The sequence below is a fragment of the Algoriphagus sp. Y33 genome (assembly GCF_014838715.1).
Lineage (GTDB): Bacteria > Bacteroidota > Bacteroidia > Cytophagales > Cyclobacteriaceae > Algoriphagus.
Map to the genome: position 1 here is coordinate 1,109,335 of NZ_CP061947.1, position 25,228 is coordinate 1,134,562.

The following is a 25,228-nucleotide window of genomic DNA, read 5'->3' on the forward strand; positions in this document are numbered from 1 at the left end:
ACTTTATCTGCTAACTCGTCTGTCAATTTAAATTATTTTTAGGTTAAATCGTTCAAGTCAATCACAGTTCTTACCTTGAAATAAATCTAATGCATTGTTTTGTTTTAAAATTTGACGTTATTTTGTGATTTAAAATTAATCTTAATCAAGTATTTGCAGGAAAATTTTACTTCTAAATGAACCAACTTTTATCTTTGATCTCTGCTTTCGGGCTGTGCGTACTTATATTGCCTATTCTTATAATTATTCTCAAAAAGGCAAATATTGGTGATATACCAGGTGGAAGAAAAATCCACAGTAAGATTACCCCTTCCATGGGAGGGATTGCTATTATTTTCTCAAGTTTGGCATCTTTTGGAATATGGGGATGGTATATGTCCCCGGGATCTATGAGATTTGTATTTTTATCTATTGTAATTATGTTTTTTATAGGAATACGAGATGATTTCTCTCCTTTAAGCGCAATTCACAAGCTTGTGATGCAGCTTGGGGCTTTGCTCTTGATATTTTATTTCGCCAATATTCGTGTTACCAATTTTTATGGATTTCTCGGAGTGCATGAATTACCTGAATTCGTCAGCTTCCTATTTACAGTAGTGACTTTGTTTGCTATTACCAATGCATACAACCTTATTGATGGAATTGATGGTCTGGCAGGGACTATTGCGATGTTACCATTGTTAATCATGGGATTTTGGTTTAATTCGGTTGACTATGTTGGATATTCTATTCTCTGTTTTGGATTACTGGGAGCTATCTTGGCATTTTTGACTTTCAACTGGCATCCAGCCAAAATTTTTATGGGGGATACGGGTTCATTGCCCGTAGGCTTTGCTCTTGCGGTTTTGATTGTTGCTTTTATGAATATTAATTCGAACCTACCGGCGGAGAATATATTTAAAATCATACCTAATTTTAGTTTCGCAGTAGCTATGGTACTGATTCCTTTATTTGATATGGCCAGAGTATTTGCTAAAAGAATCTCCAGCGGCAAACATCCGATGAAAGCTGATAAAAACCACCTCCACCATTTATTGGTCCGCTTTGGAATGAAACAGCCTAAAGTGGTGTTGATTTTGGCAATGGGTCAGGTGTTCGTGCTGCTTACTGTTTTTGTATTGCGGGATTTTTCTGATAATCTAATATTGCCTCTTATTTGCCTTATTGTTTTGATTACAGGTATTATTTTGGAAATTATCACTCCAAGATTCATTAAAATGAAGATCATGAAAGACCTCCCATGTCTGAAAGGATGGGGAGTCGTTGAACAGACAAAACCTAAGGTGGAAACCGATGGACTAGAGAAGTGGCCTATAAATATGAATTGAGCCAAACTGCATAATCTTGTTTTATAGAATCATACTGTATAATGCCAAACACTGAAAAGGTAAAAATTGGGATCTTAACAAAACCTCTTGCCCAGCTCGATCACTGGGAGATTGACCTTTTTGACAAAATAGTGGAAGAGGGTTTCTTAGAAATTTCCATTCTGATTTTTGATGGAAGACCAGAGGTCACAGAGCCAAATAGAGCCAAGGGACTGAGAAAACTTTGGCCTGGAAATTTCCTTTGGAGATGGCAACAAACTATAGAGAAGAAACTCTTCAAGCCAGTCAACGTACCTTCTGAAAGAGTCAAGTTATTGTTTGATAATGTGCCCAGGCTTACAATGTCTCCAGTGCGTAGAGGGTTTGTGGATTTTTTTGAAGATTCGGAAAGCGAAAAAATCAAATATTTGAATTTGGATATTATCCTTAGGCATGAGTTCAATATTATAAAGGGAGATATATTAAATGTACCCAAATATGGGATTTGGAGTTTGCATCACGGTGATAATTCTGTGAATAGAGGAGGGCCTGCGGGATTCTGGGAAGTGGTTGAAGGACATGAGTCTATTGGAGTGACACTGCAGCAGCTCACCCCTGAGTTGGACGGAGGGAGAATTATTGAGAAAGGTTTTTATAATATTAGTTGGTCACATAGTAAAAACCGACAGTTTATCCAATTCTCATCTATTCAGCTGATTTTGAAGAACATTAGGAAATTGAGATTCGATAAATTTTCCACCTCCCATTCACTTACCTATAGCCATCCTTTGTACCGTACACCTGGAGCGCCAGCTACATTAGCGTACCTTTTCAAGTTTTACAAAGTGCTCTTTGGGATGTTTATTCTCAAGCTTACACCCTCCAGAGGCGAGAACCTGTGGAAATTATACATAGGCAAGGGAGACTTTCTCCATGCTCCGCTTTTTAGAGTGAAGGAAATACCACTGCCTGAAGGAGAGTTTTGGGCAGATCCGTTTTTATTTGAAAAAGATGGGGTGAAATACCTGTTTTTCGAGCGATACAGATTTGATTTAGGAATAGCTTGTATAAGCGTAGGGATACTGGAGAACGGTAAAGTCTCAAATGTACATGACGTGATTAACGATGGTACACACATGTCTTATCCTAATGTTTTTGAAGATCAAGGGGAAATTTTCATGATCCCTGAGACTTGCGCCAAAAAGAGACTGGAAGTCTATCGAGCAGTTCGGTTTCCATTTGAATGGGAACTTTACTCTACTGCATTTGAGGGGGAAGAGTTAGCAGATGTCAATTTCATGAGAGATGGCGATGGGAAGGCTTGGATTTTCTTCAGCAAAGGGTTTTGGTTTGACCTTAATTCTGACCTTTACATTTATCAGGTTGATTCACTCAAGATGGATATAATACATCCACATCTGCAAAATCCGGTAATTATTGACGCACGTATAGCCAGAAACGCTGGAAAAATATATAAAAAAGAGGGAAAGTACTTTCGTCCAAGTCAGAGAAATGTATACGGAAAGTATGGCTATGGGGTGAATATCAATGAAATAAAAGAACTTACTTTGGATGATTATAGAGAAGAGAAAATTGTTTCGGCCTACCCTTCATTTCTTCCAAACCTCTCAGGTTTTCATCATGTGGACAATCACGAGAAGTTTTTCTTGATAGATGCATCTACCCGTAAAAAATAGAACACAGAACCCATACTTTTTGGCAGTAAATTAAGAGTCGGAAATCCCCCAAAATAAAAAGACCCAGAGAAGCTCTGGGTCTTTTTGTTCGGCTATTGCCCTAATTAAAACTTAACATGGATCAAAGTTGGGCCATATATGGCACAATAAAAATACCCTATATAGGGTATTTTTATAGGGTTTTGAGGCTTTTCCAGCCAGTTTTGCTGTGTTTTTTTACCGTTTCTGAAATCATTGGATCACTTATTGATAAAGGAATACAACGCTTATCCCGCGGTGTGGAAAGGTGTGTTGGAGAAGTAGCACTCTCCAGAATCCTGAGCCGCCCGGAAGATATTTGAAAATATTAACAAAAGCATTTTTGTTTTGGAATGGCATTTGTCACTTAATCGTATGATTTTATTTACTTTGCACCCAAATCAAGAAGTAGGGGAATTCCCTGTTTTAAAATTTAAAAAAACCTCATCATCTTAATCAAATCCCTCAAATGAAGCACAAATTGTTCTCAATTTCGGTTAATCGCTCACTTATGATTGCCTTGGTGGCTATGCTGGCCATGGGTGCGTGTAAGAGTAAAAAGAAAGCAGCGCAACCGGCACCTCCTGCACCTGTGGAGCAAGTTCAAGAAGAAGTGGCACCACCGGCTGCACCTGTATCGTCAGCTGAAGAAATCGCTGCCGAGAAGTTGGAAAATTATTTCAACAGTGTAGCTGCTGCGGGCAATGCATCCATTGCAAATCAGACTATCCAAGAAGCTCTTGGTATGTTCTCTAATCAAGAAACCCCTGTTTTGATTGTTATTCATGAGGAAAATGGTATTAAGGATTATGATGAGCCTACTACCATAAAGAAATACTTGGAATACCTGAAAGACACAAAGAAGAACCTTAATTACATCAGCGACATCCGAATGGATGCCAACGGAAAGGTTTCTGAATTGGAGCTTAGAAGAAAATAATCGCCCACCCGAAAAATTAATTTACACATGAAAAATAAAATGATCCTTTTCTTGGGCTTATTCCTTGCTACTTCGGTAAGTGTATTGGCTCAGTCAGAAACAATTAGCCCTGCAAGAAAGCAAGCAATTGATTCCCTAGCACTCGAAAAAGTTAAAGATTTAAGTAAGTATATCAGTATCATTGGAAGTAAGGAGACGCAATTCTCTGAGGCAAACCGAGTGATGGACCGTGCTGAAGAACTTTTCTCCCCGGGAGCTGAGATGGGGGTGTCCAGTATCAATACCAACGAAATCGCTTATTACAAAGTGAGACGTTATTTTGAGCGTTTGATGGCTTTGAACTACGATAGAGTAAATATCACATGGTATGATATCCAGTATATCTCAGACTTAGAGAGACAGCCTGACGGTAGATATGTGGGTGTAGTTACTGTGTTTCAGCGTTTCGAAGGAACTTCTATTGAAACAGGGATGAATTATAAAGACACTACCAAAAAAGACATCACTATCTACGTTGAGAAAAAGCAAACCCAGATTGCCGGTAGAACTATCGAATTTTGGGACGTCATGCTAGGTGACGTGAGAGTGACAGAAACCTCCGCATGAGAATAGTAACCTTTATTTTTGCGATCTTGATCGCAAGCATCTCAATTGTCTCGGGGCAGGGCATAGGCAGCCCCGGGACAATCAAAGATGATGGCAAATTTGCTGCCTCTACCAAACAACTAAACCAATTCTTCAGAAGATTCAATGGTGAAGAATCGCCTACGGATGGCAATGTACGCTATTATCCGGGTGACTCATCCTACCACAGCACCTCACTGAGAAAGGGATTTCTTCAAATACTTTTTGACAATCAAACTTCTTCAGTAGGCCAGGATTTAAAATCACAGTTCATGAATACTGTGCTTTCGCCGAATTACCCTCAATACCTGAATTTCCATAAGGAAGGATGGTATGCTGAGGTACAGGCAGTTTTTACCTTTAAGGGAAAACGGGAATCCGCTACACTTGTATTGAAATTACAACCCGAGGGACTCGGGTACGAATGGGTCATTGATGATGTGTCATTCCCCCCATTCAAGAATATATTTAATAAACCTGTGGGTGACAGGAAGGATTTCTTACACCCGCTGAGTCATGAGCTGGGTTTTATGAATCTTCGAAGAGCATTTCAGGACTCTGATTCACCTGAAGCTTATACAGAATCCAGTTTCAAACCGGATTACCTGACCTTGTTTTTGTATGAAATGAAGCAAAACAACATCCGATATGAGACAGTGACCGATGTTAAATTTCATTTCTTCCAAATAGATGGCTGGTATTTTGAAGTACATCAATTCAACCGCCCAGGTTTCAATACAGGTTGGCTGATTTCTAACCTTGTCAAACTTAACCCCGGAGACAGGGAAACTATTCAGAAATACATTTATGATCAGGACTAAGGCCATATATCTAAGTTTAATTCTTTTCTGTGTGGGCATCCCAGCGATAGCTCAGACTATAAAAGGTTATACTAAAGCTGAAATAGATGACTATTCGGCTAAAGTGGAGGATCAAATCCGTTTTTTGGAATACATCCTTAACACTATAGGATCTGCAGAGACTCAGCCTCGAGATAAGGATGTAGTGATCCGTGAAAGTTATTTGAAAATCTTCAGGGATGGGGAAGTTCAGGTGGAAGATGATCTCTTGCTCGACAGGAAGGTTGTGACTAATAAGAATGTCACTGCCTATTTGAAGGATATTGAATTTTTTTACAAAGATGTCAACTTCAAATTCAAAATACGGGATGTAAAACCCAATCAGAAAGATAACGGAGATGTATATTTTACAGCCTCCCTTGATAGGACGATCACTGCCACAGGTATTAACAATGAAAAAGTAACCAATACCAAACCGCGTTTTGTTGAGGTTAACTTGGATAGTAAAACCCAAGAACTGAAAATCGCCAGTGTATATACGACTAAAGTAAGTCGTGATGAAGAGCTGGCTGAATGGTGGGAAGTACTGGATCCTCACTGGCAGGCTTATTTCAAAGAACGCTTTGCTGTAGGTGAATACGACTCGATCAATGTGGACTTGTTGTATCAGTTCGTTGAAGTGGATTCATTGGATATTTCGGGTACAGATTCTCTTTTGAATCTGAGCCCTATGGAAGCCATGAGGAATCTTAAATATGTGAATCTTAGCAATACACAGATCACTGAACTAGGCCCTATTTCCAACGTTACTTTCTTAGAGTATCTTGATGTGTCTAATACACCTACTTCTGATATACAGTTTATCAAGTATTCAGACCGTCTTAAACACTTGGATATCTCTAAGACTCAGATTACTGATATCAGTGAACTGGTCAATCTCAAATCGATCCGATCACTTCGCATGGAGGAGACTCCAGTTTTGAGCTTTGCCGTGTTGAATGAGTTTGACAGCCTGAAAAGCCTCTATATAGCCCAAAGTGGATTTAACAACACCGAGAATATCAAGAACCTTTCAAATTTGGAAAATCTTGACCTTAGTAAAAATTATCTGATCAATTTCAGCCAATTGTCGGATTTGGCATCTCTGAAAAATTTGAATTTGTCACAGACGAATATCCAAGATCTTTCCCCTTTGGCAGGTCTTGAAAATCTTGAAGTCGTGGACATCACAGGTACTCAGATTTCTGATATCTCAGCTCTGAATGGTAAAACCGAATTGAACAAGGTTTTGGCTGATGAAACAAAGCTTTCTGTCCCGGCTTCGGATAATTTTATCCGAAAAAATCCGAAGGTTTTATTGATTCATCATGTAAAAGACCTTGAAAGCTGGTGGGCTGGGTTATCGGACGCTTGGAAGGCTACTTTGAAAAAGGCCAATCCGGGAATCACTAACGACCATCCCAGTGTAGAAACATTGACAAGTACTATAGGACTGGAAGAACTTGATTTGAGTGGAGCGGGAGTGGAAAGTCTAAATCCGATTACCAGATTTGTGAAACTTACTAAAGTTGATTTTTCTGATAATCCTGTGACTGAGGTAATTTCCCTGAGCGAAGTTAAGACACTGGTAGAAATTATAGGTAAAGATACCGAGGTTAAGGATATTTCCCCTCTCAAATCAAACGATGAATTGGTAAGAATAGATCTGGAAGGAAGCCCGGTATCAAGTATTCTAAGTGTCTCGGATCTTTCCAAATTGGAATATCTAAACGTTAACGGTTCTGAAATATTTGCCGAAGAAGTACCGGAGTTGGTAATCAATAAACCTAGCTTAACGATTATATACCGTACGGAGGAGCTGAAATCATGGTGGGAATCATTGGATGATGCCTGGAAAGAGATTCTCAGTGAGCAGTTTTCATTTTCTGAGGAACCTAACACCGAGGAGCTTCATTCAATGACCGAAAAGTCATCATTGACCTTCGAACGTGTCCCTGTAGGAGATATTCAAGCCCTAGTTGCTTTTGTGAATTTACGTTCTCTGGTCATCTTCGATGCACCGATCGGTAATATCACTCCAATCAAAGAACTTAAGCTATTGGAGAAACTCAGAATTTCCCAGGTGCCTGTAATTGACTTCTCACCTCTGATAAGCCTGTCCAAATTAAAGGAACTGGACATCAGTAATTCAGGAATCGAGGGTTTGGATCCTTTGTCAGGACTTTTGAATCTGGAGATTCTGAATATTTCCGGCACCAACTTGAAGACCCTGAAAGGCCTTGAGGGTAATATAAACTTAAAGGAACTCGATGTAGCGAGTACAAACCTTCGTTCTCTCAAACCTATAGAAGGATTGCCGAATCTCAGAAAACTCTCTTGCTTTAATACCCGACTAAATAGCAGAGCTGTAGATCGCTTTAAATCTTCAAACCCTGATTGTGAAGTAAGGTATTACTAAGGGATGGTCAAGAATAAAGGATTTAAGGGGGCGCTATCATGATTTGAATAGACCGATTGCCCTACTTCCACTATTCTGAATTTGTAAGTCCATAATCATAGATTTATGAGTGTGCATATTTGATCCAAGTCTCCTGGCTTGGATCCTTTTCACTTCAATTTCTTGGCTGTTGATATTCGAGGTTTCTTGAACCTCGATTTTTTTTCCCTACTTCTGCAACCCCCTCAAAAGAATTTTTTTATTTTCCTAATTTGGGTGTTGCATTCCAGGAGTAGTACCAACTAGTCGGTTCTCTCAACTGTCTTATGGTAATGCAGAATAAGTTGTCTTTAGGGATAGGGGATGGCAAATTGACTGCTTACAATTGGTATAAATCAAAGTAAAGATTAGTTTCAATGATCTTGAATTTGACAGGTGGGAAGAAGGAATAAAAGGGATTAAAAAATTTGATAAAAAATCCCTTTAGTAATTTTCTTATTAAAAAATCCATGTTGGAAAAGTTGCTTAATCACCCTGACATAAAGGTAGGGAGTCTCATATCGAAAAAAAATACCCTGTACAGGGTATTTTTTTGTTTAAAGGGGGTAAAGTTTTCCACAAAATAGTACTTTTGAAAGAGTCGATTTACTTATTCTCCTTTTAATCTTGAATGTATAGTTTATGAAAAATATTATTTCGCCCTTATTTTGAACAAATTTCTTACAGCATCACTACTTCTGGCTCTTATTCTGATTTTTTTGGGAATAAATAGGGGCTTTGATATTTCTGATGAAGGGGTGTATGCTTTGTTGGCTGTTCCCAATCAGGAAAACATCGCCGGTGTTTTCAACTACGATTTATTCTTCAAACTTTTTTATAAAGCGACCGGGTTTGAGTTTGGGATAGTGGGGCTTAGGGTTCTCAGGTTACTTACCTGTTTAATAGCTGCTACTTCCTTAGCGACCTTTTGGGCAAATTTAAATCAAGATAAGAATGAGAAATCCTCTGTTTTTCTAATTGCCTTATTGGGAATATTGGCTAGCTATGGATTTTTACCCCAAACCTTATCTTACAATTCTATTAATCTGATGTGTGGATGTGCGTGGCTCGCATTGATATCAGGTAAGCTTACCGCTTCAAGATTAATCCTGCTTGGAACCTCCCTTTCTTTGCTTTTTTATAGCAAAGTGACCGTGTGCATAATTCTCAGTTTGCTTGCTGTTGCTTTTATTTTATTTGTAGCGCACCGCAAGACAGTGGGTAGCATGCTATTGTTTCTGCTATTGCCATTTTTACTATTGGAATTGGTTTTCATGTTAGTGTTGGGTGAATCTGGTGTCACACGGGCTATTGCCGCTCAAGAAATGCTCAAATACAGGCCTGACTACCATTTTCCAACTATTGTTAAATATACTGCTGTGGGCATTTTCTGGTCTGTTCTTGTTTTTACTCCTTTTGTATTCGCAGGGTATTTGAGGCGGAAAGGAAAGTTTTATCATCGAATTGTAGTAGGTATTGGATTTGTCATATTCCTTGTTATTTCCTATTTCACTACTATTACTGCTGAGGTTAATCATTATTTACTGTTGGGGACCCTTGCAGTATTGGGATTTCTTATGGGGTCTTCACCTTTTCCTAAAATGAGTAGGCGACAAACCGGATTTCTTTTGCTTCTAATTGGATTTCCATTTATCCTTCATTTCGGAAGTAATGTCTACTTTCTGAGGTTGGGGATTCATTATTGGGTTTTTTGGATGCTGGCGATTTTATTCTCATTAAGAGAAGAGCATGTCAAAGGAAGGATTATACTTCATATTCTCTTTCCCTTGTTTTCGCTGATTCTGGTATTTAATGGTATTTCCATTTACGCTTTTAATTCGTATTCTTATACAGATGAATCCGTACTTTGGGAATATCAAAAAGGTAAGTTTATCAGACTGCCGATTTCTGAGAGGAATTTGTACGATGATTTGTCGAACTTAGTTTCTGAAACTGGGGAGCAATATGTTTTGCCTATTTATAGAAACCCTGGTCTGGTTTATATGTTGGGCAAGAGACACCCTAAAACTCCCGGATTATGGTCAAGCTACCAATTAAGATACTTCTTTCCCAGTGCAGAGGCTATTGCTGTCATTTTTTACAACGATACTTTTGAATTCCCATTTGATAGGGATGAATGGATAAAGCAAGGAGAATTCGTTATAAAAGAGGACCAAATAATTCAGGTATTTTGGAAAAAGTAAAGTCAAAAAATCTTATTGGTTACTGGGGAGTAATTGGTTTATTGGTGTTTTTGATTCTCTGGATTCTTCCTTGGCGTTTCGAAGCGAACGATGATGTGATCATGATGTGGTTAGTCTCTGGAGCATATACCGGTACCCCAGAACCCTACGCTGTCTTTATTCATCCACTCTTAAGTTGGAGTTTATCAAAACTCTACACCTTTATGCCATTTATACAATGGTACGCTTTTGTCTGGTTCTTGGTTCTTTATGCTTCATTTATGGGGATAGTGATTTCTGTGCTAGATAGTTGCTTGTCTATTCGCTGGAAAAACCTGCTCTTGTTTTCATTTTTGGTGCTGTATATTCATTTTTCATTAATTCTACAGTTCACAATTGTTGCCGGAGTAGCTGGTTTTTCAGGCTTTTTACTAGCCAATACATCCTTTGGGAACAGTTCAAAATTAGGACGTTGCGCGGTTCTGTTTTTATTGATTATATCTATTTTAATCCGGTGGGAGTCATTTGCCCTTGCTGCACTTGGGTATGCGTTCTACCAGTTTATTGCTGTAGACAGAATTTCGGGGGCTTCAAAGTTTAGGACAAAAACCTTTCTAATAATAGGATTGGTTTTTATTCTATTACAATTTTTTGATTTTTTATACCTTAAAAATTCCGGATATGCTGAATTCAAGCATTATACAAAGGCTAGGGCTAACGTATTCGATCATCCGGTTTTTTATACATTGGAAAAAGATCACCGACTGGATCAAACCAGCGAATGGTATTTCTTTTCACTTTTTATGATGGATGGTAATCAAATTGATGTAGAAAAACTCAGTGAATTAAAACATGAATTGGATAAGAAGCTGTATTCGTTCGATCAGATTGGAAAATCTCTTGTAAGGCTAAGAGAGGTTATGGGATTTCAGAATTTCAAATTAGCATTTAGCTTGCTTATTCTTTGCCTTTGCCTTTGGTCATGTTGGAAATGGCCCAAATACATGTTGTTTTTGTGTACATGGCTGATTTTTATGCTTGTTTTTAACCATTTTTTTATAGTAAAAGCAAGAGTTTATATTTTGTTTTTTCTTCCTTTGCTTTATTTCATCAATGGGAAAACCCTCATTTCAGAAGTAGATACAGGTATATTTTTGATTTTTTATTTGATTGTAGGAGGTATACTGATAGTCCATTTGGTGGGATTTTTTGAGGGAGCCAAAAGAAGGGAGAGTATAGCACATGATATGAAAGTGCTGACGGATGGCCAGCTGAATTATAACCAGTTAATAATTTATGAAGGTTATCAGCAAAACTTCTTGCCAACACAGTACAATATGATAAATCCGGTTCCATTTGTCAGTATGGGTTGGATTTCAAAAAGTCCTTTTCAGGCTAAAGCCTTGGACAGGTTTGGTATTAAAAAAATAAGTGATGCCTCTGAATTTTATCTGATGGGAATATATGATGATCAAGATTTCAAATTCCCTAGCTACATGGAATTCTTGGGGTATCATTATGACTTGGAGGATAGTTGGACGGGAAGCTATCTTTCAATTTTTCGTTACTCAAGTCAGAAATAAGAGTTTCAATGGACTATTTGTCAGTATAGATTTTCCTGAATTTGCAAAAACCGGTTACACGAGTAAATTTGTTACTCGTCGAGTAAGTTTATTACTCGATGACGCTAATTTCTGAGATGGGACTGAAAGAGCGAAGCTTTTTGAATTTTAATATGACTACAATCTAAATTAATTAGTGCTCGAATCTCTAGTCACTTCCAAAACCAGAATCAAACTTCTTCTGAAGTTCTTTTCGCATACCAACTCAGGCTATCTGAGAGCTCTTGCCAAGGAGTTTGGCGAATCTACCAATTCCGTCAGAGTAGAATTAAACCGTCTGACCGAAGCAGGATTACTTGTGTCTGAAGAAGAGGGGAAAACTAAGCTTTATAAGGCCAATGAGGCACACCCGTTTTTTACGGAAATCAAAAATATGGTATCTAAATTCCTTGGTCTGGATGATTTAATCGAACGAATCGTCAAAAGAATGGGAGATGTGGAAAGGGCCTATATCGTGGGAGACTATGCGAAGGGTATAGATTCCGGTACTATCCAAATGATTCTCATAGGGAAAGAGTTGGACAAAAAATATTTGGACTTTATTAGAGAAAAAACCTACGAAAAAGTCCAAAGAAAAGTCGAAGTGTCTATTATGGAATACGATCCCGGCGACATCCAAGGTATTTTGGTTTACGGAAAGTAAAGTAACCGGCAATCCCAATTATCCGGCAAACCAGTATTTATCCGTCTTCTCAGAACCATCAGCTTATACTAAATCCCATCATTTTAAATTCTCAATTCAAAACTTGACTCCCAAAGAACACATCAAAATCATCCAGCCTTCTTCGGGTTGGCAGCTTATAGACTTCAGGGAACTCTGGAGATACAAGGATCTTCTGTATTTCTTAACATTAAGAGGAATCAAGGCACGCTATGCACAGTCTGTACTGGGAGTGGCTTGGGCTATTATCCAACCTTTGTTTACTACCCTGGTGTTTACTGTTGTATTTGGCAATCTGGCCAAAGTGGACTCAGATGGGATTCCATACACGCTCTTTTCATACCTGGCACTTTGGCCTTGGAATTACTTTTCGGGCACACTCACTGAATCAGCTAATTCCCTGATCCAAAATGCCAATATGATCACCAAAGTCTATTTCCCCAGAATGGTATTGCCACTTTCCTCATTACTTTCGAAGCTTCTGGATTTTTTGATCGCATTTGTTGTGGTGGTGGGCATGATGATCTATTACCAGGTTACCCCTGGCTGGGGATTACTGGTATTGCCAGTACTTATCATCCAACTCCTGATGTGCAGTCTGGGAATGGGGATGATGCTGTCTGCTATGGCGGTAAAATACAGGGACGTCAAGCATGCATTGACATTTGTGATCCAACTCTTACTCTATGCCGCTCCTGTGGTTTACAGTACCACAGCAGTTCCTGAGCCATACCGGGGATTATATACGTTAAATCCCATGGTTGGGGTTATCGAAGGGTTTAGAGCAGCATTTCTAGACCGCCCTATGCCTTGGGAATGGATCTGGCCCGGCTCCATCGTAGCGGTTATTCTCTTTATTTTCGGTATGCTATACTTTCGGAGGATGGAACGGATATTTGCGGATGTTGCATAAAGTAAGGTTGTCTGCTTCGCGTTGTCCCGTTGTAGGATTTGCTATACCCTGACAACAGCGACAACCATAAGCCAACAATGTCAACTCAATTACTTTCCACCCTCTTAGCAGAACATTTTAAATTTTAACTTCCCTTTGCTCTCAATAGTCTCCCCGGTTTATCGTGCAGAAAATGTCTTAGCTGAACTCATCACAAGAATCAAGTTTGCTATGCCTGATCCGGAATTCGAAATTATTCTGGTAGATGATTATAGCCCCGATAATTCATGGACAGAAATAGAAAGACTTTCCGGTATCCATCCGGAGGTTAAGGGAATTAAACTTTCCAGGAATTTTGGCCAGCATTATGCCATTACAGCAGGGCTGGATACGGCAAAGGGAGACTGGATAATAGTGATGGATTGTGATTTGCAGGATAGGCCTGAAGAAATTCCCAATCTATTGAGAAAAGCGGAGGAAGGATACGATGTAGTGCTCGCAAGAAGAGCCAATAGACAAGACGGCTTTTTCAAAAGACTGGCTTCAAAAATATTCTACAGAACGCTGGCTTGGCTGACAGGCTCCACCCAGGACGAAAGCATAGCCAACTTCGGTATATACCACCGTAAGGTCATCAGGGAGATAGTAGGAATGCGCGAAAGTATCCGCTATTTCCCTACCATGGTCAAGTGGGTTGGTTTCCGTCAAACGACCCTTGATGTGTTCCATGCCGAAAGGGGAGAGGGAAGCAGCAATTATGGTTTCAAGCGTTTATTCAATCTTGCACTGGATATTATGCTAGCTTACAGCGACAAGCCCATTAGGCTGACTGTTAAGCTGGGCCTTTTAATAGCACTGACAGGATTTTTGTTTGCGCTATATACATTGTACAAGTACTTGCACGGAGATATTGTTGTAGCAGGTTATGCCAGTTTGATTATCTCACTATGGATGCTTGCCGGTTTCCTGCTGATTACGCTTGGGGTGGTGGGACTCTACATCGGAAAAACCTTTGAAGGAGTTAAGAATAGGCCTATTTACATCGTTGAGAAAAGAATAGGGTAGATTTGGGGAATATAATTGAGAGAAGCATGTACCAAGATCTTAGATCCAAGAGCTAGGACATAAGATCCAAACCGCTATTTAAACTCTTAACCCTTAATCTTTGAACCTTAATCCCTACTAGTAGTATGAATGCGAACCTATTAAAACCTTAGGTCAAAGAACCGGAACATAAGAGCCAAAACTGTCACTTAAACTTTTAACCCCTAACCTTTAAACCTTTAACCAACTTAATCCTCTATCCAAACTTTGAAACAAGAAATCAACCATCTTTCCTTCGACTCAAGTCTTTTTAATTACCCCGTGGGTAAAATTTACATTTCTGGCGATTGGGATGAGCAGGAGTTTCTGAAGAACTCGGCTAAGTACCAACTGGTGTATGTTCTTTCCGAATTGCCTCTGCTGATTTCCGATGCATCGATTCAGCTGGTCGATACTAAAACCACCTATCAGAAAGCAATTGCTAAACCTGCCGAAGTCCCCTCGGATATAGTTTCTTACACTGGAGAAATGAATCAGAATTTACTGTCATTGGCATTAGAGAGTGGGATTTATTCCAGATTTAAGCAGGATTGCCGGCTAACTCAACATGAGTTTGAAAAACTCTATGGACTTTGGATCAAAAAAGCACTGGATTCCGGGTACTTATTGACGGCATATGAACTTCAAGGGATGGTGTCTTATGATCTGGAGGGGGAAACAGCCAGTATAGGATTGATTGCAGTTTCTGATAATAGCCGCGGACATGGGTGGGCGAAGAAGCTGATGAAAGCAGCCGAGGAAAAAGCTTTTTCTTATGGAGCTAAGACCATTGTCGTGAGCACCCAAGAATCCAATGTCCCTGCCTGTAAGCTATACGAATCCCTTGGGTATAGATTAAAGGAAAGGATCTATATATATCATTACTGGAGGGAGTGAAGGTCAACCGTTAAAGTATCAAGACACAAGTATTAAGATTCTAGAGCCAAGATCGCCGATCTAACCCTTAACTTCCATAACTGCGGTAGCTCGGACGACTTTAATAAAAAAGACCTTTTTTCACCCACAGAACCCACGATAACACCTTTCACGGCCAACTGTAGCAGCTCCAAACTCTAAAATCAACCCGCCTGCCCCTTTGAAAATTCCTTTCAACAAACCTTACCTTTCAGGAAATGAACTCAGATACATAGAGGAGGCAATTGCGCTGGGTAAAATCTCCGGCAACGGGGAATTCACCCGTCGTTGTCAGGAGTTTTTCCAAATACGTTACGGATTTCGGAAATGCCTACTGACTACAAGTTGTACTGATGCACTGGAAATGGCCGCAATACTTCTGGATATAAGGCCGGGAGATGAGGTAATCATGCCAAGCTACACTTTTGTCTCAACCGCCAACGCCTTTGTCCTGCGGGGGGCAAGAATTGTATTCGTGGACAGCTGTTCGGACCGTCCAAATTTGGATGAAGCACGTATAGAGGAATTTATTACTCCAAGGACCAAGGCAATTGTGGCGGTACACTATGCCGGTGTTGCCTGTGAAATGGATGTGATTATGGATATTGCCGGAAGACATAATTTGTTTGTAGTGGAGGATGCTGCCCAAGCTATAGACAGCTACTTCAAAGGAAAGGCGCTGGGGAGTATAGGACATTTGGGGACGATGAGTTTTCACGAAACCAAAAACATCCAATGCGGAGAAGGAGGGATGCTTATGATCAATGACCCTGGGATGATTAAAAGAGCGGAGAGGATCTGGGAAAAAGGCACCGATAGGGTAGCTTTTTTTAGAGGAGAGGTTGACAAATACGGTTGGGTGGATATTGGGAGTTCATTTATGCCCTCCGAGCTTAATGCTGCTTATCTTTGGGCACAATTGGAAAATTTGGATAAAATCCAGGAAAGAAGAAAGGCTATTTGGAATGATTACGCTAGGGTATTTAGCGGAGATATTGATGTTCCCAATGTCTTGAATTCTGATTATATTGAGGTTTTCAAGAGTTTAAAATTGAAAATTGAAAATTTGGATTCGTCATTGCGAGGAGGCTTTTTGGCTGACGAAGCAATCACTAATAATGAACCACTATCAATTTTACATTCTACATTCCCTGCTAACCACCACCTTTTTTATCTCCTTTTCCCTTCCTTAGCAAGTAGAACTGCTTACACTGCTGCCTTAAATGAAAAGGGGATTCTAGCAGTTTTCCACTACCAAAGCCTTCATAGATCGGCATACGCTAAAAAATACTTTCCAAATCAATGCCAACGTGAATTGCTTAATTCCGACCGCTATTCCGACTGCTTACTTCGCTTACCCTTGTTCTATGAATTGCCGGAGTTGAGTAAGTAAACAAATTTTGCATATTTCAATATTCTCTATGGCTCACGACTATTATAAGGGAGATCGAGCTTCGAGTTGGGGCTTGTAATGATTTTGAGATTCCTCCAGTAAATAAATACTGAAATCAATATCATAAATACTCATAGTACTTCCATAATAATGTAATCATAATTTAGAGCTAGCTTTTCAGTAGCATCAAGATTACTTTTTATAATATTTCTCCAGCCTTTCTAGGCAGCCTAGGCAGAGAATAAATAATTGCTATCAGTTGGGATAAAGTTTGCATACCTGATGGATCTATTTTAAGACTGGTTTCCGATCGTATGTCAGATGAAATCTATTGCGCTAATAACCAATAATTTAGTGTAAATAAAATAACAAGGTATTGTAGTTTGCTTTTTAAGTATTTAATTCAAAAAATAATTAACTATAAAAGTAACATTATGAAAAACACCTTTACCCATTTCTTTTTTTTAATCCTCTGCTCAGGATTTTTATTTTCTTGCGGAGATGATGACAATGATCCAAAAAATACAACTTCTTTAGAAGGTGAATGGAAACTCCAGTCCATGAAATATGACGGGGAATATTCTGCCTATCAACAAGGGGAATTAATTGATGATGGTACGCTTTCTGGTGAAGCTTCTGATATAGATATGATATTTGAATTCACTGGAAACAAAGTGAATGTATCAGGAAGTTTTATGATGAGTATGGAATACGACCTTTTTCCGGGTACAGATTTCAAAATACCTGTAAATGGCTCAGCTTACACGGGAACATTCGAATTAAATGGAGATAAAATTTATTTCCAAAATGCATCTGGTACAGAAGAGGCTGAAATAGTATCGCAAACAGATTCCGAGCTGGTTCTTCAAATGACATCTTCATCTTCCATGGCAGCCTTAGGAGGAGAGAATATCTTTGAATACGACGGGTTATATGTTTTAACCAAATAACTAACCCCTTTTATTAATCAGAGCCTTTCTATTAGGAAGGCTCTGGTATTTTTTGATTGAAAATTTGCATCTCTTGGCTACATGAAAATCCTTTTATGAATACAATTAAATCATGGTTATTTGGGTTTTTAATCATGTGCTTAATCCTGTCCTCCTGCAAAAAAGAAAAGGAGGAAGAACCTCTTATCTAAAACTCTGATTATATAGAAGATAGATGCTTAGTATTGACTCAAGTATCAAGATTTTAGAATCAGTAATCAGTGTTCAGTCCCGGTCGACCATAGACAATCCATAACTACCAGCCCAATTTTCTTGCTTACGTCAAATAATTTCTCAAGCTTAATCTTGCTTTGATCAAATGGTTTTTAACAGTATTTTTTGAAATAAGCATTTGATCTGCGATCTCCTGATAGGAAAGATTTTCGAAGTAGGAAAGCTTAACGACCTGCTTCCTTTGATCTGTAAGCTTTTCTATCGCCTCTTCCAATCGGACCATAAGAGCTTCCTCTTCCATCTTCAGATCCACCGAACTTTCGATCCTGTTTTTATAAAAATCCTCCGCTTTTTTTCTATCGCTGCTTAAATGGTTAAAGTAATCTAACACCTCGTTTTTTGAGATAGTAAAGATGTAAGATTGGATTCCCTTTTTAGTATCCAACTCTTTTCTCTTTCTTAGAATTTTAAGAAATACATTATGAAAAAGCGCTTCAGCTTCTTCAGCATCTTTGATTAGGGATAGAATAAACCTGACGACGGTAGGTTTATAGGAATAATAAACTGACTCAATCGCCTCCTGTTTCCCCATTTTGAAATCTTCAATAGTTTCTATAGTAGGTGCTGTCATAGGGCTTGCTTCATTTGCTCACTCAATTTTGAAAAAATAAACCCAATCAGATACGTAAATCACGCATTTAAATCCTCAATTTGCGAAAATTTAGAATGAGTTACCGCTTAATAATCAGATTGTTAAATTATTGTTAAAAAATTCATGTATAAAAGAAGGCCTAAACTACATCGATGAGTTTAGGCCTTTTTTATACGGGGTTTAGTTATCAGGAATTATTCGATTACACCTAAGTAGCGTCCCATCCAATAAGGCAGTAACCAAATATCTCCCGGACTGTAAATAGATCTTCCGTTACCGGTTCCATCCAAATTAAACCGGTTGGCATTGTGTCTTGCTATTCTGGTCTCAGAAGGAGGTAATACTTCGGGGGTGGTTTGTCTTCTGAAATTGACTTCAAGGTTGCGGATGTCCTTTCGATGACTGTTTTGTACATTCCAGTTGATCAGATCTATAGGATGCTTCTGCAAGAACCAAATTGATTCTTCCAAGTCAAATTTTTCCGGTTGAACTATTGCGGTAACGATATTCCACAAAGCATCTTTTTCCGGTCTTTCTGCCTCCCAGTGGTCTACGATTGCTTTCTTGAATTTTGCTTTCAGTTCAGCATCAAAAGCATACCTATAGAGTCCCCAATATCCTAAAAAGTACATCTCGTCATCCGAATGGTTCCATGCCTCAGAGAGCATTTGGCTGTAAGAATCACTTCCGTCTCCTGCTTCTCCTATTATTTTCATGGGTCTCATCAGGTTTTCCAAATACCCATAATCCTCCATCAGCTCAAATGCCTTTTCCTTATACTTATCCTTGCCTGTAAAGTGGTAGGCTGTCTGAAGCATACTGATGATATTGGAGGAGTTGAGCTTTCTGTCTCCCACCTGAATAGGAAAGTTGTTGACATAATCCGGATTCCATTTGCCCCAAAGTGTAGGTTTTCCGTCAAAATCATACAAATACATGTCATGCGCCACGATGTGTGACATCAAAGTGTCCATCAGTTCAATGGATTTGTTTTTTACCCATTCATCTTCCACAAGTTCGGCAAGCACTCCATAGACAAACATATGTCCGATTGCTTCGTCGCTACTGGTAGTGGATTTCCAGTCCCATTCCGGATCTGTGGAATGTTGCCATCTTTCCGGATCTGCCAGTTTTTCTATGTAGCCGGATCTTTCAAAAGAACGGGAAGGGAACCCGTCCACCGGATTAATGGTGAATAGACGCTCCATAGCCAATAGGGACTGTCTGATCTGAATAAGAGCTTCCGGTTCCTTGGTCACAGCATACCTAAAACCCTGTGATGCTAAATACATGGAAGTCCAAAGTCCGTCGTTGTCCGAGTCATCCAGTTTTCCTGTGGCTATTTTTCCGCTTTCTGCCAGCTCAAGGGAGGCATTAAACCCGTTTCTCAGATGGTTTTTACGGGTGTATTTATCGAAATACCCTGCTTTTTCTGCTAAGGTCATCTCCTTTCGGAGTAGTGTTGCCAGACCCTGATTGGTGAGGAGGTAGATTTCGTCCTTACCAAAGGCAATGTCGTAAACTTCCTCTCCCGGAAGCCATCTCTCTAAATAGTAATAGTTGATTTCCCCATCAGGAAGCAATACGAAAGCACCTTTGGTAGTTCCAAACCAGATTTCATCCTCCTTTGTCTCTACTACAAGAATGTCTGTCCAAGGAATTTTTGTCAGTAGTGGAGATTTGGTTTTGGATCGGATGTCATAGGTGAAATATCCTGCGTCACTTCCAAGTACCAACTGGTTTTTGGGAGAGAAATATGCCAGGGATTTCAATCCCTTACCCGACAATTCTTCATGCAGTTTGTGGGATTTGGGATCAAACTGATAGACTTTATTCGGGCTCATTACCCAGAATTTTTCCCCGATGGGATCATATTGAATATCCACCACCTCTTGAGGGGCGGACAGAATAATTGGTTCATCTATGCCTGATCCTACATAGTGTAATTGCTTTCCGTCACTGATCAAAAAATCAAATTGCCCTCCTCCTTCGAAGCGATGCGCCGAAGGCAACTGATGCTTCAAAAATAAGCTGCCTGCCCAGGCATTGCTGAATACGGCTTGGTCATCCAGATAAATAAGCTCGCCTTGATAGCTGTCGATTGCCCGAATTTTTTTGTCAGTCATAGGCAGGTAGGACTGGTCGTTAGCCAAAGTTCCCCAAACCTGAAACTGACCTGCTTCCGGCCGCAGTAGTTGCATGTTTTCCAGAATTTGGACATTCCCGGTTTGGCTACTTGCCAGACTTTGCGTAGATAGATTTTGGAGTGGCCTGGAATTGATGATGGCATATTCCTGCACAAAAGAAGTGTCCCGGTAAGTCCCGCCGGTTCCTGATTGCCCGAATGCCATAGTCTGAATCAAGCAGACAAAGAGCAGTGTCAATCCATTAAAAGTTGTTTGCATAATTAGTGAATTTGGTTGGGATCCAATAAGCGATATTGGATGGTTTTACCTGCGTCGAGGTGTTTGGAATAGGTGAGATGGACAAGGCCTTCCTGGTCCTGAATCAGGGCCGGATAAGAGAAGTTACCCTGATGGGTGGAGTCTAGTTCAAGGTATTGTGGATTGCTCCATGCATTTCCCTCGTCAGATGAAATCCAAAGTGCCAATTGATACCTGCCATCCTGGACATCGTTGCCTACCATCCACCATCGTCCATCTTTAAGCTTTAGCAGTTCCACACTGGCTGTATTTGGGAATTCTGTTTTTTTTGCGACCGTCCAGGTTTCACCTTGATCTTTTGAAATACTTTGTTGGATCATCGAAGGAGCGTCCCCTGCATCCCGAAGCATGGCTACGATATCTCCATTTTCTTTTTGAATCAATGCGGGTTGGATAGGTCCCTTACCCACCAGAGGCAAGCTTGGTCTCCAGCTTTCTCCCATATCATCCGAAATAGCCATCAGGGAAAAGTTGAAACCATCCGAATAAAGCGGTAGAAGTATTCTGTTGGCGGTGACGAGAGGCTTGATCCGCGTCATCCATCCCATACTTGTTTTTTTGGAGTCCCGGGACGCTTCAATAATCATCTTCTCGTATTCTGGTGCATAGGAAGACCATCCTACATGGGCAGGAGGAAGATCCTTGAATTTCCGGGCAACTTCCTCCGCAAATTCATCTCCGGGTTTAAGAAAAATATTGTCTTGCCAGTTCCAGATCGGTGTCCCCTCGGTATCATAAGAGGTACTTCTTCTCAAGCGGAGAATGGAGTTTTCCCATTCGTTGGCATTTACGGCGATCCATACCAGGAACAGCTCTGCTTTTTGATTGAGAAAAAGTACAGGATTACAATCCGGTATCCCGGGAGTGTCGGCCATCTCAAAAGGTTTGGACCAATTAGTTTCTCCCTGCTTCTTCCTCGAACCCATCAGCAGGACATCATCAGCTTTCCGTTCACCCGAACCTTCAAACCAAACTGTAAGCAGATCCCCGCCGGGAAGTGCCACTATACTACCGGCATGGGTGTGTTTTTCCTGCAAGGGGAATATAGACTCATTGACCAATGAAGGTACAAGCTGGGATTGGGCAAATGAAAAAGTGGTAGCGAGAGTCCAGAGAATCAGTAAAAAGGGTTGTTTGTAGTTGAAATCCATCTTAATTTATCAGTGATCTTCAGACTTGTTTGATATACTGGTGTTACCTTGTTATTTTAGAAACGGACTAACTGTCTGGTTTTATTTTTTATTTTAAGAAACTGTTAACAGGTTAGTTTCTATTGTTTTTCTCTTTAGAATTGAATTAAAATCTAAAACAAATGCATGGACACGAAGTAGCTACCCAAAAGAATAAACAAAAGAAAATCCTCTTACTTATTTTTTTGATATTTTTTGTTATATCTCTGATGTCCAATATTCTCGGCCCCATCATTCCGGGAATCATCGAAAGTTTTTCTCTGAGCTATGGTTTAGCCGGGTTTTTGCCTTTTGCTTTTTTTGTGGCTTATGGGGTCATGTCTCTCCCTTCAGGATTATTGGTGGAGCGCTGGCGGGAAAAGCCCGTGCTCTTGCTGGCGTTTAGCCTGGCTACCCTAGGTGCTTTATTGTTTGGTTTCAATCCCCGCTTTAGCTCTGCTTTGGGTTCCTTGTTTATTATTGGGATGGGGATGGCGATGCTACAGGTGGTTATTAATCCCCTCTTAAGGGTTACGGGAGGAGAAGAGCACTTTGCATTCAATTCTGTGTTGGGGCAATTGGCCTTCGGGGCAGCATCATTCCTTAGCCCCATGTTGTACAGTTACATGGACCAGTCCCTATTCACTTCTGGAGCACCTGCTTGGATCAGCCTATTGGAAGAGTGGGTTCCTGTGGAAATGAAATGGGTTTCAGTCTATTTTGTATTTGCCGTGCTTGCCGGGATCATGTTACTATTGATTGGTTTTACGAATTTTCCGAAAGTGGACTTGAAAGAGGGTGAGAAAGTGGAACTGGGAAAAACTCTGAAAAACCTCCTAAGTAAACGGATGGTTTGGTTGTATTTTCTTGGAATATTTTCCTACGTAGGGACAGAGCAAGGTATTGCCAACTGGGTGAGCCAGTTCTTACAGGATTACCACGGCGTGGATCCCGGTATAGGAGGAGCCAAAGTGATTTCCTATTTCTGGGGTTTATTGACGCTTGGTTGTCTATTGGGTTTGATTCTCCTGAAATTTATGGATAGCAAAGTGGTTCTGGTTTTATTCACCTGCGGAGCTATCCTTTCCTTATTGGCCGGTCTGTTGGCAGAGGGGAATTTGGTCTTGATAGCATTTGCTTTTTCGGGGTTTTGCCTTTCCGTAATGTGGTCTATCTTGATTTCCCTGGCATTGAATTCAGTGGATTTTGCGCATGGCACTTTTGCGGGATTACTATGCTCGGGTATTGTGGGTGGAGCCGTTGTCCCTTTGGTAATTGGTGGAATGGCAGACTTTATTGGATTGCAGGCTGCCATGTTCTTCCTGTTCATCCCATTGAGTTACATTTTGTTTATTGGGATTTGGGCAAAGCCTCTGGTCAGCAACTCCCGTATCCAATCACTAAAAGAATTATTTAGCTAATCAGATGCACCGTATAATATTATTGCTGGATTTTGCTGAAGAATATAGCAAATCATTGCTAAAAGGAATCAGTACCTATTCCGGTAAAAACGGACAATGGACATTTTGCCGTATGCCTTTATACTATCGGGAAATGATGGGAGTAAAAGGCATCCTCAAATGGGCAAAGGAATGGAGGGCAGATGGAATCATCGGTCAGCTGTATAATGAAATGGAGGAGGAGTTTATTGATGGTGGGATTCCTGTCATAGCTCAGGATTTTAAAGAACGGTTTTCCAAAATCCCCAATATCACAGGTTCTTACAGGGAAACTGGAGTGATGGGAGCCGAATACTTTCTGAGGAAGGGGTATTACAATTTTGGGTTTTATGGGTTCAACACAATTGTTTGGTCGCGGGAGCGTGCGGAAGGATTCGAATCCGCTGTCAAAAAAGCAGGATATCAGGTCAATTATTTTGAGCATAAAAAAGCCCGATCCACGGATATTTGGTATTACAAAAGCAAATCTCTTAGTAAATGGCTGAAGAACTTACCCAAACCTGTTGCCTTAATGGCATGTGATGATAATCAGGGCGTGCATATTTTGGAAGCATGCAATCACAATAAGATTAGGGTGCCTCAGGAAGTGGCGGTATTGGGAGTGGACAATGATGTGACATTCTGCGAACTTGCCGATCCGCCATTGTCGAGTATAGTTCTGGATATAGAGAGGGGAGGCTTTGAGGCTGCGCAGGTTCTTCATGAAATGATCAGAACCGGCGAGAGTAACTACCGAGATGTGATTGTTCCCCCCCTCAAGGTAATTACCCGATCCTCTACTGATATGTTTGCTTCCTCTGATGCTTACGTTGCGGAAGCCCTCACTTTTATTCACAGGAATATCGATAGAAATATTTTGGTGGATCAGGTAGTCAAGGAAGTGCCTCTTTCCCGAAGAGCCTTGGAGAAGCGTTTTTTGCAGATTACAGGACTTCCTATATATAAGTATATCACCAAGGTCAGAATGGAGAAATTGGCACAGAAACTTTTGAGTTCAGATCAGAGTATCTTTGAAATAGCCGTGGATTTGGGGTTCCAAGACAGCAATAATATCGCCAGACAATTCAAACAATTGATGGGCTATGCCCCCGCTGAGTATAGAAAGCGATACGGTCTGAATTCGTTGTGGGAAGTGGGAGGTAGCAAGAGGCAAGAAACAAGTAGCAAGACATAAGTATCAAGATCCAAGAGTTAAGATCCAATTTTCAATTTAACTTTTTAACCAGTAACCTTTTAACCTTGAGAAACCTGACAACCTTCTAATAGTATGAAGAGTCAGGAAACAAGAGTCAAGATCCACCTCCCAATTTAGCCCTTAACCTTTTTTTAACCTTTAATCCCTTAACCGTGACCACTCGGACACCCGTCATCCGACAGACCATGCCCCCATATTTTCTAATTGTTATGGAATTTAAATTTTTTCAGCTATCAAATTAACACACTGGTAATCAGTGGTTGGGTAGTCCATTTTTTAAAGTGCAAGGTATTAAAGGCGAAGGTACAGCCTATGAAAAATCCAACTATCAAGGAATTACTGGAAAAATTGTCAACCGGTGAGATATCCAAGGATGAATTTGATCTTTTTCTCCAAAAATTAAAAATGGAAAAAGAATCAAGTGAATGGAATCAAGCCTTTCTCGAATTTTTTGATGGATTGGCTGTGCGGGGAAAAAATGAATGCTCAGATCAAAGACCAAAAAAATAATTAAGACTAACCCAATAAATGATT

General features: G+C 40.0%; 20 protein-coding genes. 17 read left to right on the forward strand and 3 right to left on the reverse strand.

The window, feature by feature from the left end:
* Window positions 1-176 precede the first annotated feature (176 nt).
* The 14 genes from ID165_RS04610 (at window position 177) to ID165_RS04675 (ending at window position 17,561) form a co-directional block, all read left to right on the forward strand.
* Window positions 177-1,328 (forward strand): glycosyltransferase family 4 protein, encoded by a 1,152-nt coding sequence (locus ID165_RS04610; RefSeq protein ID WP_192349209.1) that lies wholly within the window; start codon window positions 177-179, stop codon window positions 1,326-1,328.
* 41 nt (window positions 1,329-1,369) lie between these two features.
* On the forward strand, window positions 1,370-3,004 hold the full coding sequence (locus ID165_RS04615; protein WP_192349210.1) for a hypothetical protein: 1,635 nt from the start codon (window positions 1,370-1,372) through the stop codon (window positions 3,002-3,004).
* A 487-nt stretch (window positions 3,005-3,491) separates the two neighbouring features.
* Window positions 3,492-3,962, forward strand: a complete 471-nt coding sequence (locus tag ID165_RS04620; protein ID WP_192349211.1) for a nucleoid-structuring protein H-NS — start codon at window positions 3,492-3,494, stop codon at window positions 3,960-3,962.
* Window positions 3,963-3,989: 27 nt separating this feature from the next.
* Window positions 3,990-4,568, forward strand: a complete 579-nt coding sequence (locus ID165_RS04625; RefSeq protein WP_057936208.1) for a hypothetical protein — start codon at window positions 3,990-3,992, stop codon at window positions 4,566-4,568.
* Window positions 4,565-5,407: a hypothetical protein gene (locus tag ID165_RS04630; RefSeq protein ID WP_192349212.1), complete on the forward strand. Its 843-nt coding sequence runs from the start codon at window positions 4,565-4,567 to the stop codon at window positions 5,405-5,407. Before ID165_RS04625 ends, ID165_RS04630 begins: the two co-directional genes overlap by 4 nt.
* Window positions 5,346-7,844, forward strand: a complete 2,499-nt coding sequence (locus tag ID165_RS04635) for a leucine-rich repeat domain-containing protein (RefSeq protein ID WP_225586985.1) — start codon at window positions 5,346-5,348, stop codon at window positions 7,842-7,844. Before ID165_RS04630 ends, ID165_RS04635 begins: the two co-directional genes overlap by 62 nt.
* A gap of 686 nt (window positions 7,845-8,530) precedes the next feature.
* Window positions 8,531-10,066: a hypothetical protein gene (locus ID165_RS04640; RefSeq protein ID WP_192349213.1), complete on the forward strand. Its 1,536-nt coding sequence runs from the start codon at window positions 8,531-8,533 to the stop codon at window positions 10,064-10,066.
* Window positions 10,054-11,628, forward strand: a complete 1,575-nt coding sequence (locus tag ID165_RS04645; RefSeq protein ID WP_192349214.1) for a hypothetical protein — start codon at window positions 10,054-10,056, stop codon at window positions 11,626-11,628. The genes ID165_RS04640 and ID165_RS04645 overlap by 13 nt, the downstream gene beginning before the upstream one ends.
* Window positions 11,629-11,803: 175 nt before the next feature.
* A complete protein-coding gene (locus ID165_RS04650; RefSeq protein WP_192349215.1) occupies window positions 11,804-12,310 on the forward strand; it encodes a winged helix-turn-helix domain-containing protein in 507 nt (168 codons plus the stop codon).
* 103 nt (window positions 12,311-12,413) lie between these two features.
* Window positions 12,414-13,241 carry an ABC transporter permease gene (locus tag ID165_RS04655; RefSeq protein ID WP_192349216.1) on the forward strand — a complete coding sequence of 276 codons (828 nt, stop codon included), beginning with the start codon at window positions 12,414-12,416 and terminating at the stop codon, window positions 13,239-13,241.
* Between the two features lie 135 nt (window positions 13,242-13,376).
* Window positions 13,377-14,285 (forward strand): glycosyltransferase family 2 protein, encoded by a 909-nt coding sequence (locus ID165_RS04660; protein WP_225586986.1) that lies wholly within the window; start codon window positions 13,377-13,379, stop codon window positions 14,283-14,285.
* Window positions 14,286-14,531: 246 nt separating this feature from the next.
* Window positions 14,532-15,200 carry a GNAT family N-acetyltransferase gene (locus tag ID165_RS04665; protein WP_192349217.1) on the forward strand — a complete coding sequence of 223 codons (669 nt, stop codon included), beginning with the start codon at window positions 14,532-14,534 and terminating at the stop codon, window positions 15,198-15,200.
* A 199-nt stretch (window positions 15,201-15,399) separates the two neighbouring features.
* The gene (rffA, locus tag ID165_RS04670) at window positions 15,400-16,611 is read left to right on the forward strand and encodes a dTDP-4-amino-4,6-dideoxygalactose transaminase (RefSeq protein ID WP_192349218.1); all 1,212 of its coding nucleotides are present in this window, start codon (window positions 15,400-15,402) and stop codon (window positions 16,609-16,611) included.
* Between the two features lie 434 nt (window positions 16,612-17,045).
* Window positions 17,046-17,561: a lipocalin family protein gene (locus ID165_RS04675; protein WP_192349219.1), complete on the forward strand. Its 516-nt coding sequence runs from the start codon at window positions 17,046-17,048 to the stop codon at window positions 17,559-17,561.
* A gap of 316 nt (window positions 17,562-17,877) precedes the next feature.
* Here the strand turns inward: ID165_RS04675 and ID165_RS04680 are convergent, their stop codons facing one another.
* The 3 genes from ID165_RS04680 to ID165_RS04690 form a co-directional block, all read right to left on the reverse strand.
* The gene (locus tag ID165_RS04680) at window positions 17,878-18,405 is read right to left on the reverse strand and encodes an RNA polymerase sigma factor (protein ID WP_192349220.1); all 528 of its coding nucleotides are present in this window, start codon (window positions 18,403-18,405) and stop codon (window positions 17,878-17,880) included.
* Window positions 18,406-18,620: 215 nt separating this feature from the next.
* Complete coding sequence (locus tag ID165_RS04685; protein ID WP_192349221.1) at window positions 18,621-20,831, reverse strand: hypothetical protein; 2,211 nt, start codon at window positions 20,829-20,831, stop codon at window positions 18,621-18,623.
* A 2-nt stretch (window positions 20,832-20,833) separates the two neighbouring features.
* A complete protein-coding gene (locus tag ID165_RS04690) occupies window positions 20,834-22,021 on the reverse strand; it encodes an exo-alpha-sialidase (RefSeq protein WP_192349222.1) in 1,188 nt (395 codons plus the stop codon).
* A gap of 161 nt (window positions 22,022-22,182) precedes the next feature.
* Between ID165_RS04690 and ID165_RS04695 the strand changes: the two genes are divergently transcribed.
* The 3 genes from ID165_RS04695 (at window position 22,183) to ID165_RS04705 (ending at window position 25,204) form a co-directional block, all read left to right on the forward strand.
* On the forward strand, window positions 22,183-23,460 hold the full coding sequence (locus tag ID165_RS04695) for an MFS transporter (protein ID WP_192349223.1): 1,278 nt from the start codon (window positions 22,183-22,185) through the stop codon (window positions 23,458-23,460).
* Window positions 23,461-23,464: 4 nt separating this feature from the next.
* Window positions 23,465-24,673, forward strand: a complete 1,209-nt coding sequence (locus ID165_RS04700; RefSeq protein ID WP_192349224.1) for a DNA-binding transcriptional regulator — start codon at window positions 23,465-23,467, stop codon at window positions 24,671-24,673.
* A gap of 333 nt (window positions 24,674-25,006) precedes the next feature.
* A complete protein-coding gene (locus tag ID165_RS04705) occupies window positions 25,007-25,204 on the forward strand; it encodes a hypothetical protein (RefSeq protein ID WP_192349225.1) in 198 nt (65 codons plus the stop codon).
* Window positions 25,205-25,228 lie beyond the last annotated feature (24 nt).

Bases quoted from the DNA above. Each gene is read 5' to 3' on its own strand.
- ID165_RS04610 (WP_192349209.1), top strand. From the start codon at position 177: ATGAACCAACTTTTATCTTTGATCTCTGCTTTCGGGCTGTGCGTACTT.
- ID165_RS04615 (WP_192349210.1), top strand. From the start codon at position 1,370: ATGCCAAACACTGAAAAGGTAAAAATTGGGATCTTAACAAAACCTCTT.
- ID165_RS04620 (WP_192349211.1), top strand. From the start codon at position 3,492: ATGAAGCACAAATTGTTCTCAATTTCGGTTAATCGCTCACTTATGATT.
- ID165_RS04625 (WP_057936208.1), top strand. From the start codon at position 3,990: ATGAAAAATAAAATGATCCTTTTCTTGGGCTTATTCCTTGCTACTTCG.
- ID165_RS04630 (WP_192349212.1), top strand. From the start codon at position 4,565: ATGAGAATAGTAACCTTTATTTTTGCGATCTTGATCGCAAGCATCTCA.
- ID165_RS04675 (WP_192349219.1), top strand. From the start codon at position 17,046: ATGAAAAACACCTTTACCCATTTCTTTTTTTTAATCCTCTGCTCAGGA.
- ID165_RS04680 (WP_192349220.1), bottom strand. From the start codon at position 18,405: ATGACAGCACCTACTATAGAAACTATTGAAGATTTCAAAATGGGGAAA.
- ID165_RS04685 (WP_192349221.1), bottom strand. From the start codon at position 20,831: ATGCAAACAACTTTTAATGGATTGACACTGCTCTTTGTCTGCTTGATT.
- ID165_RS04690 (WP_192349222.1), bottom strand. From the start codon at position 22,021: ATGGATTTCAACTACAAACAACCCTTTTTACTGATTCTCTGGACTCTC.
- ID165_RS04695 (WP_192349223.1), top strand. From the start codon at position 22,183: ATGCATGGACACGAAGTAGCTACCCAAAAGAATAAACAAAAGAAAATC.
- ID165_RS04700 (WP_192349224.1), top strand. From the start codon at position 23,465: ATGCACCGTATAATATTATTGCTGGATTTTGCTGAAGAATATAGCAAA.
- ID165_RS04705 (WP_192349225.1), top strand. From the start codon at position 25,007: ATGAAAAATCCAACTATCAAGGAATTACTGGAAAAATTGTCAACCGGT.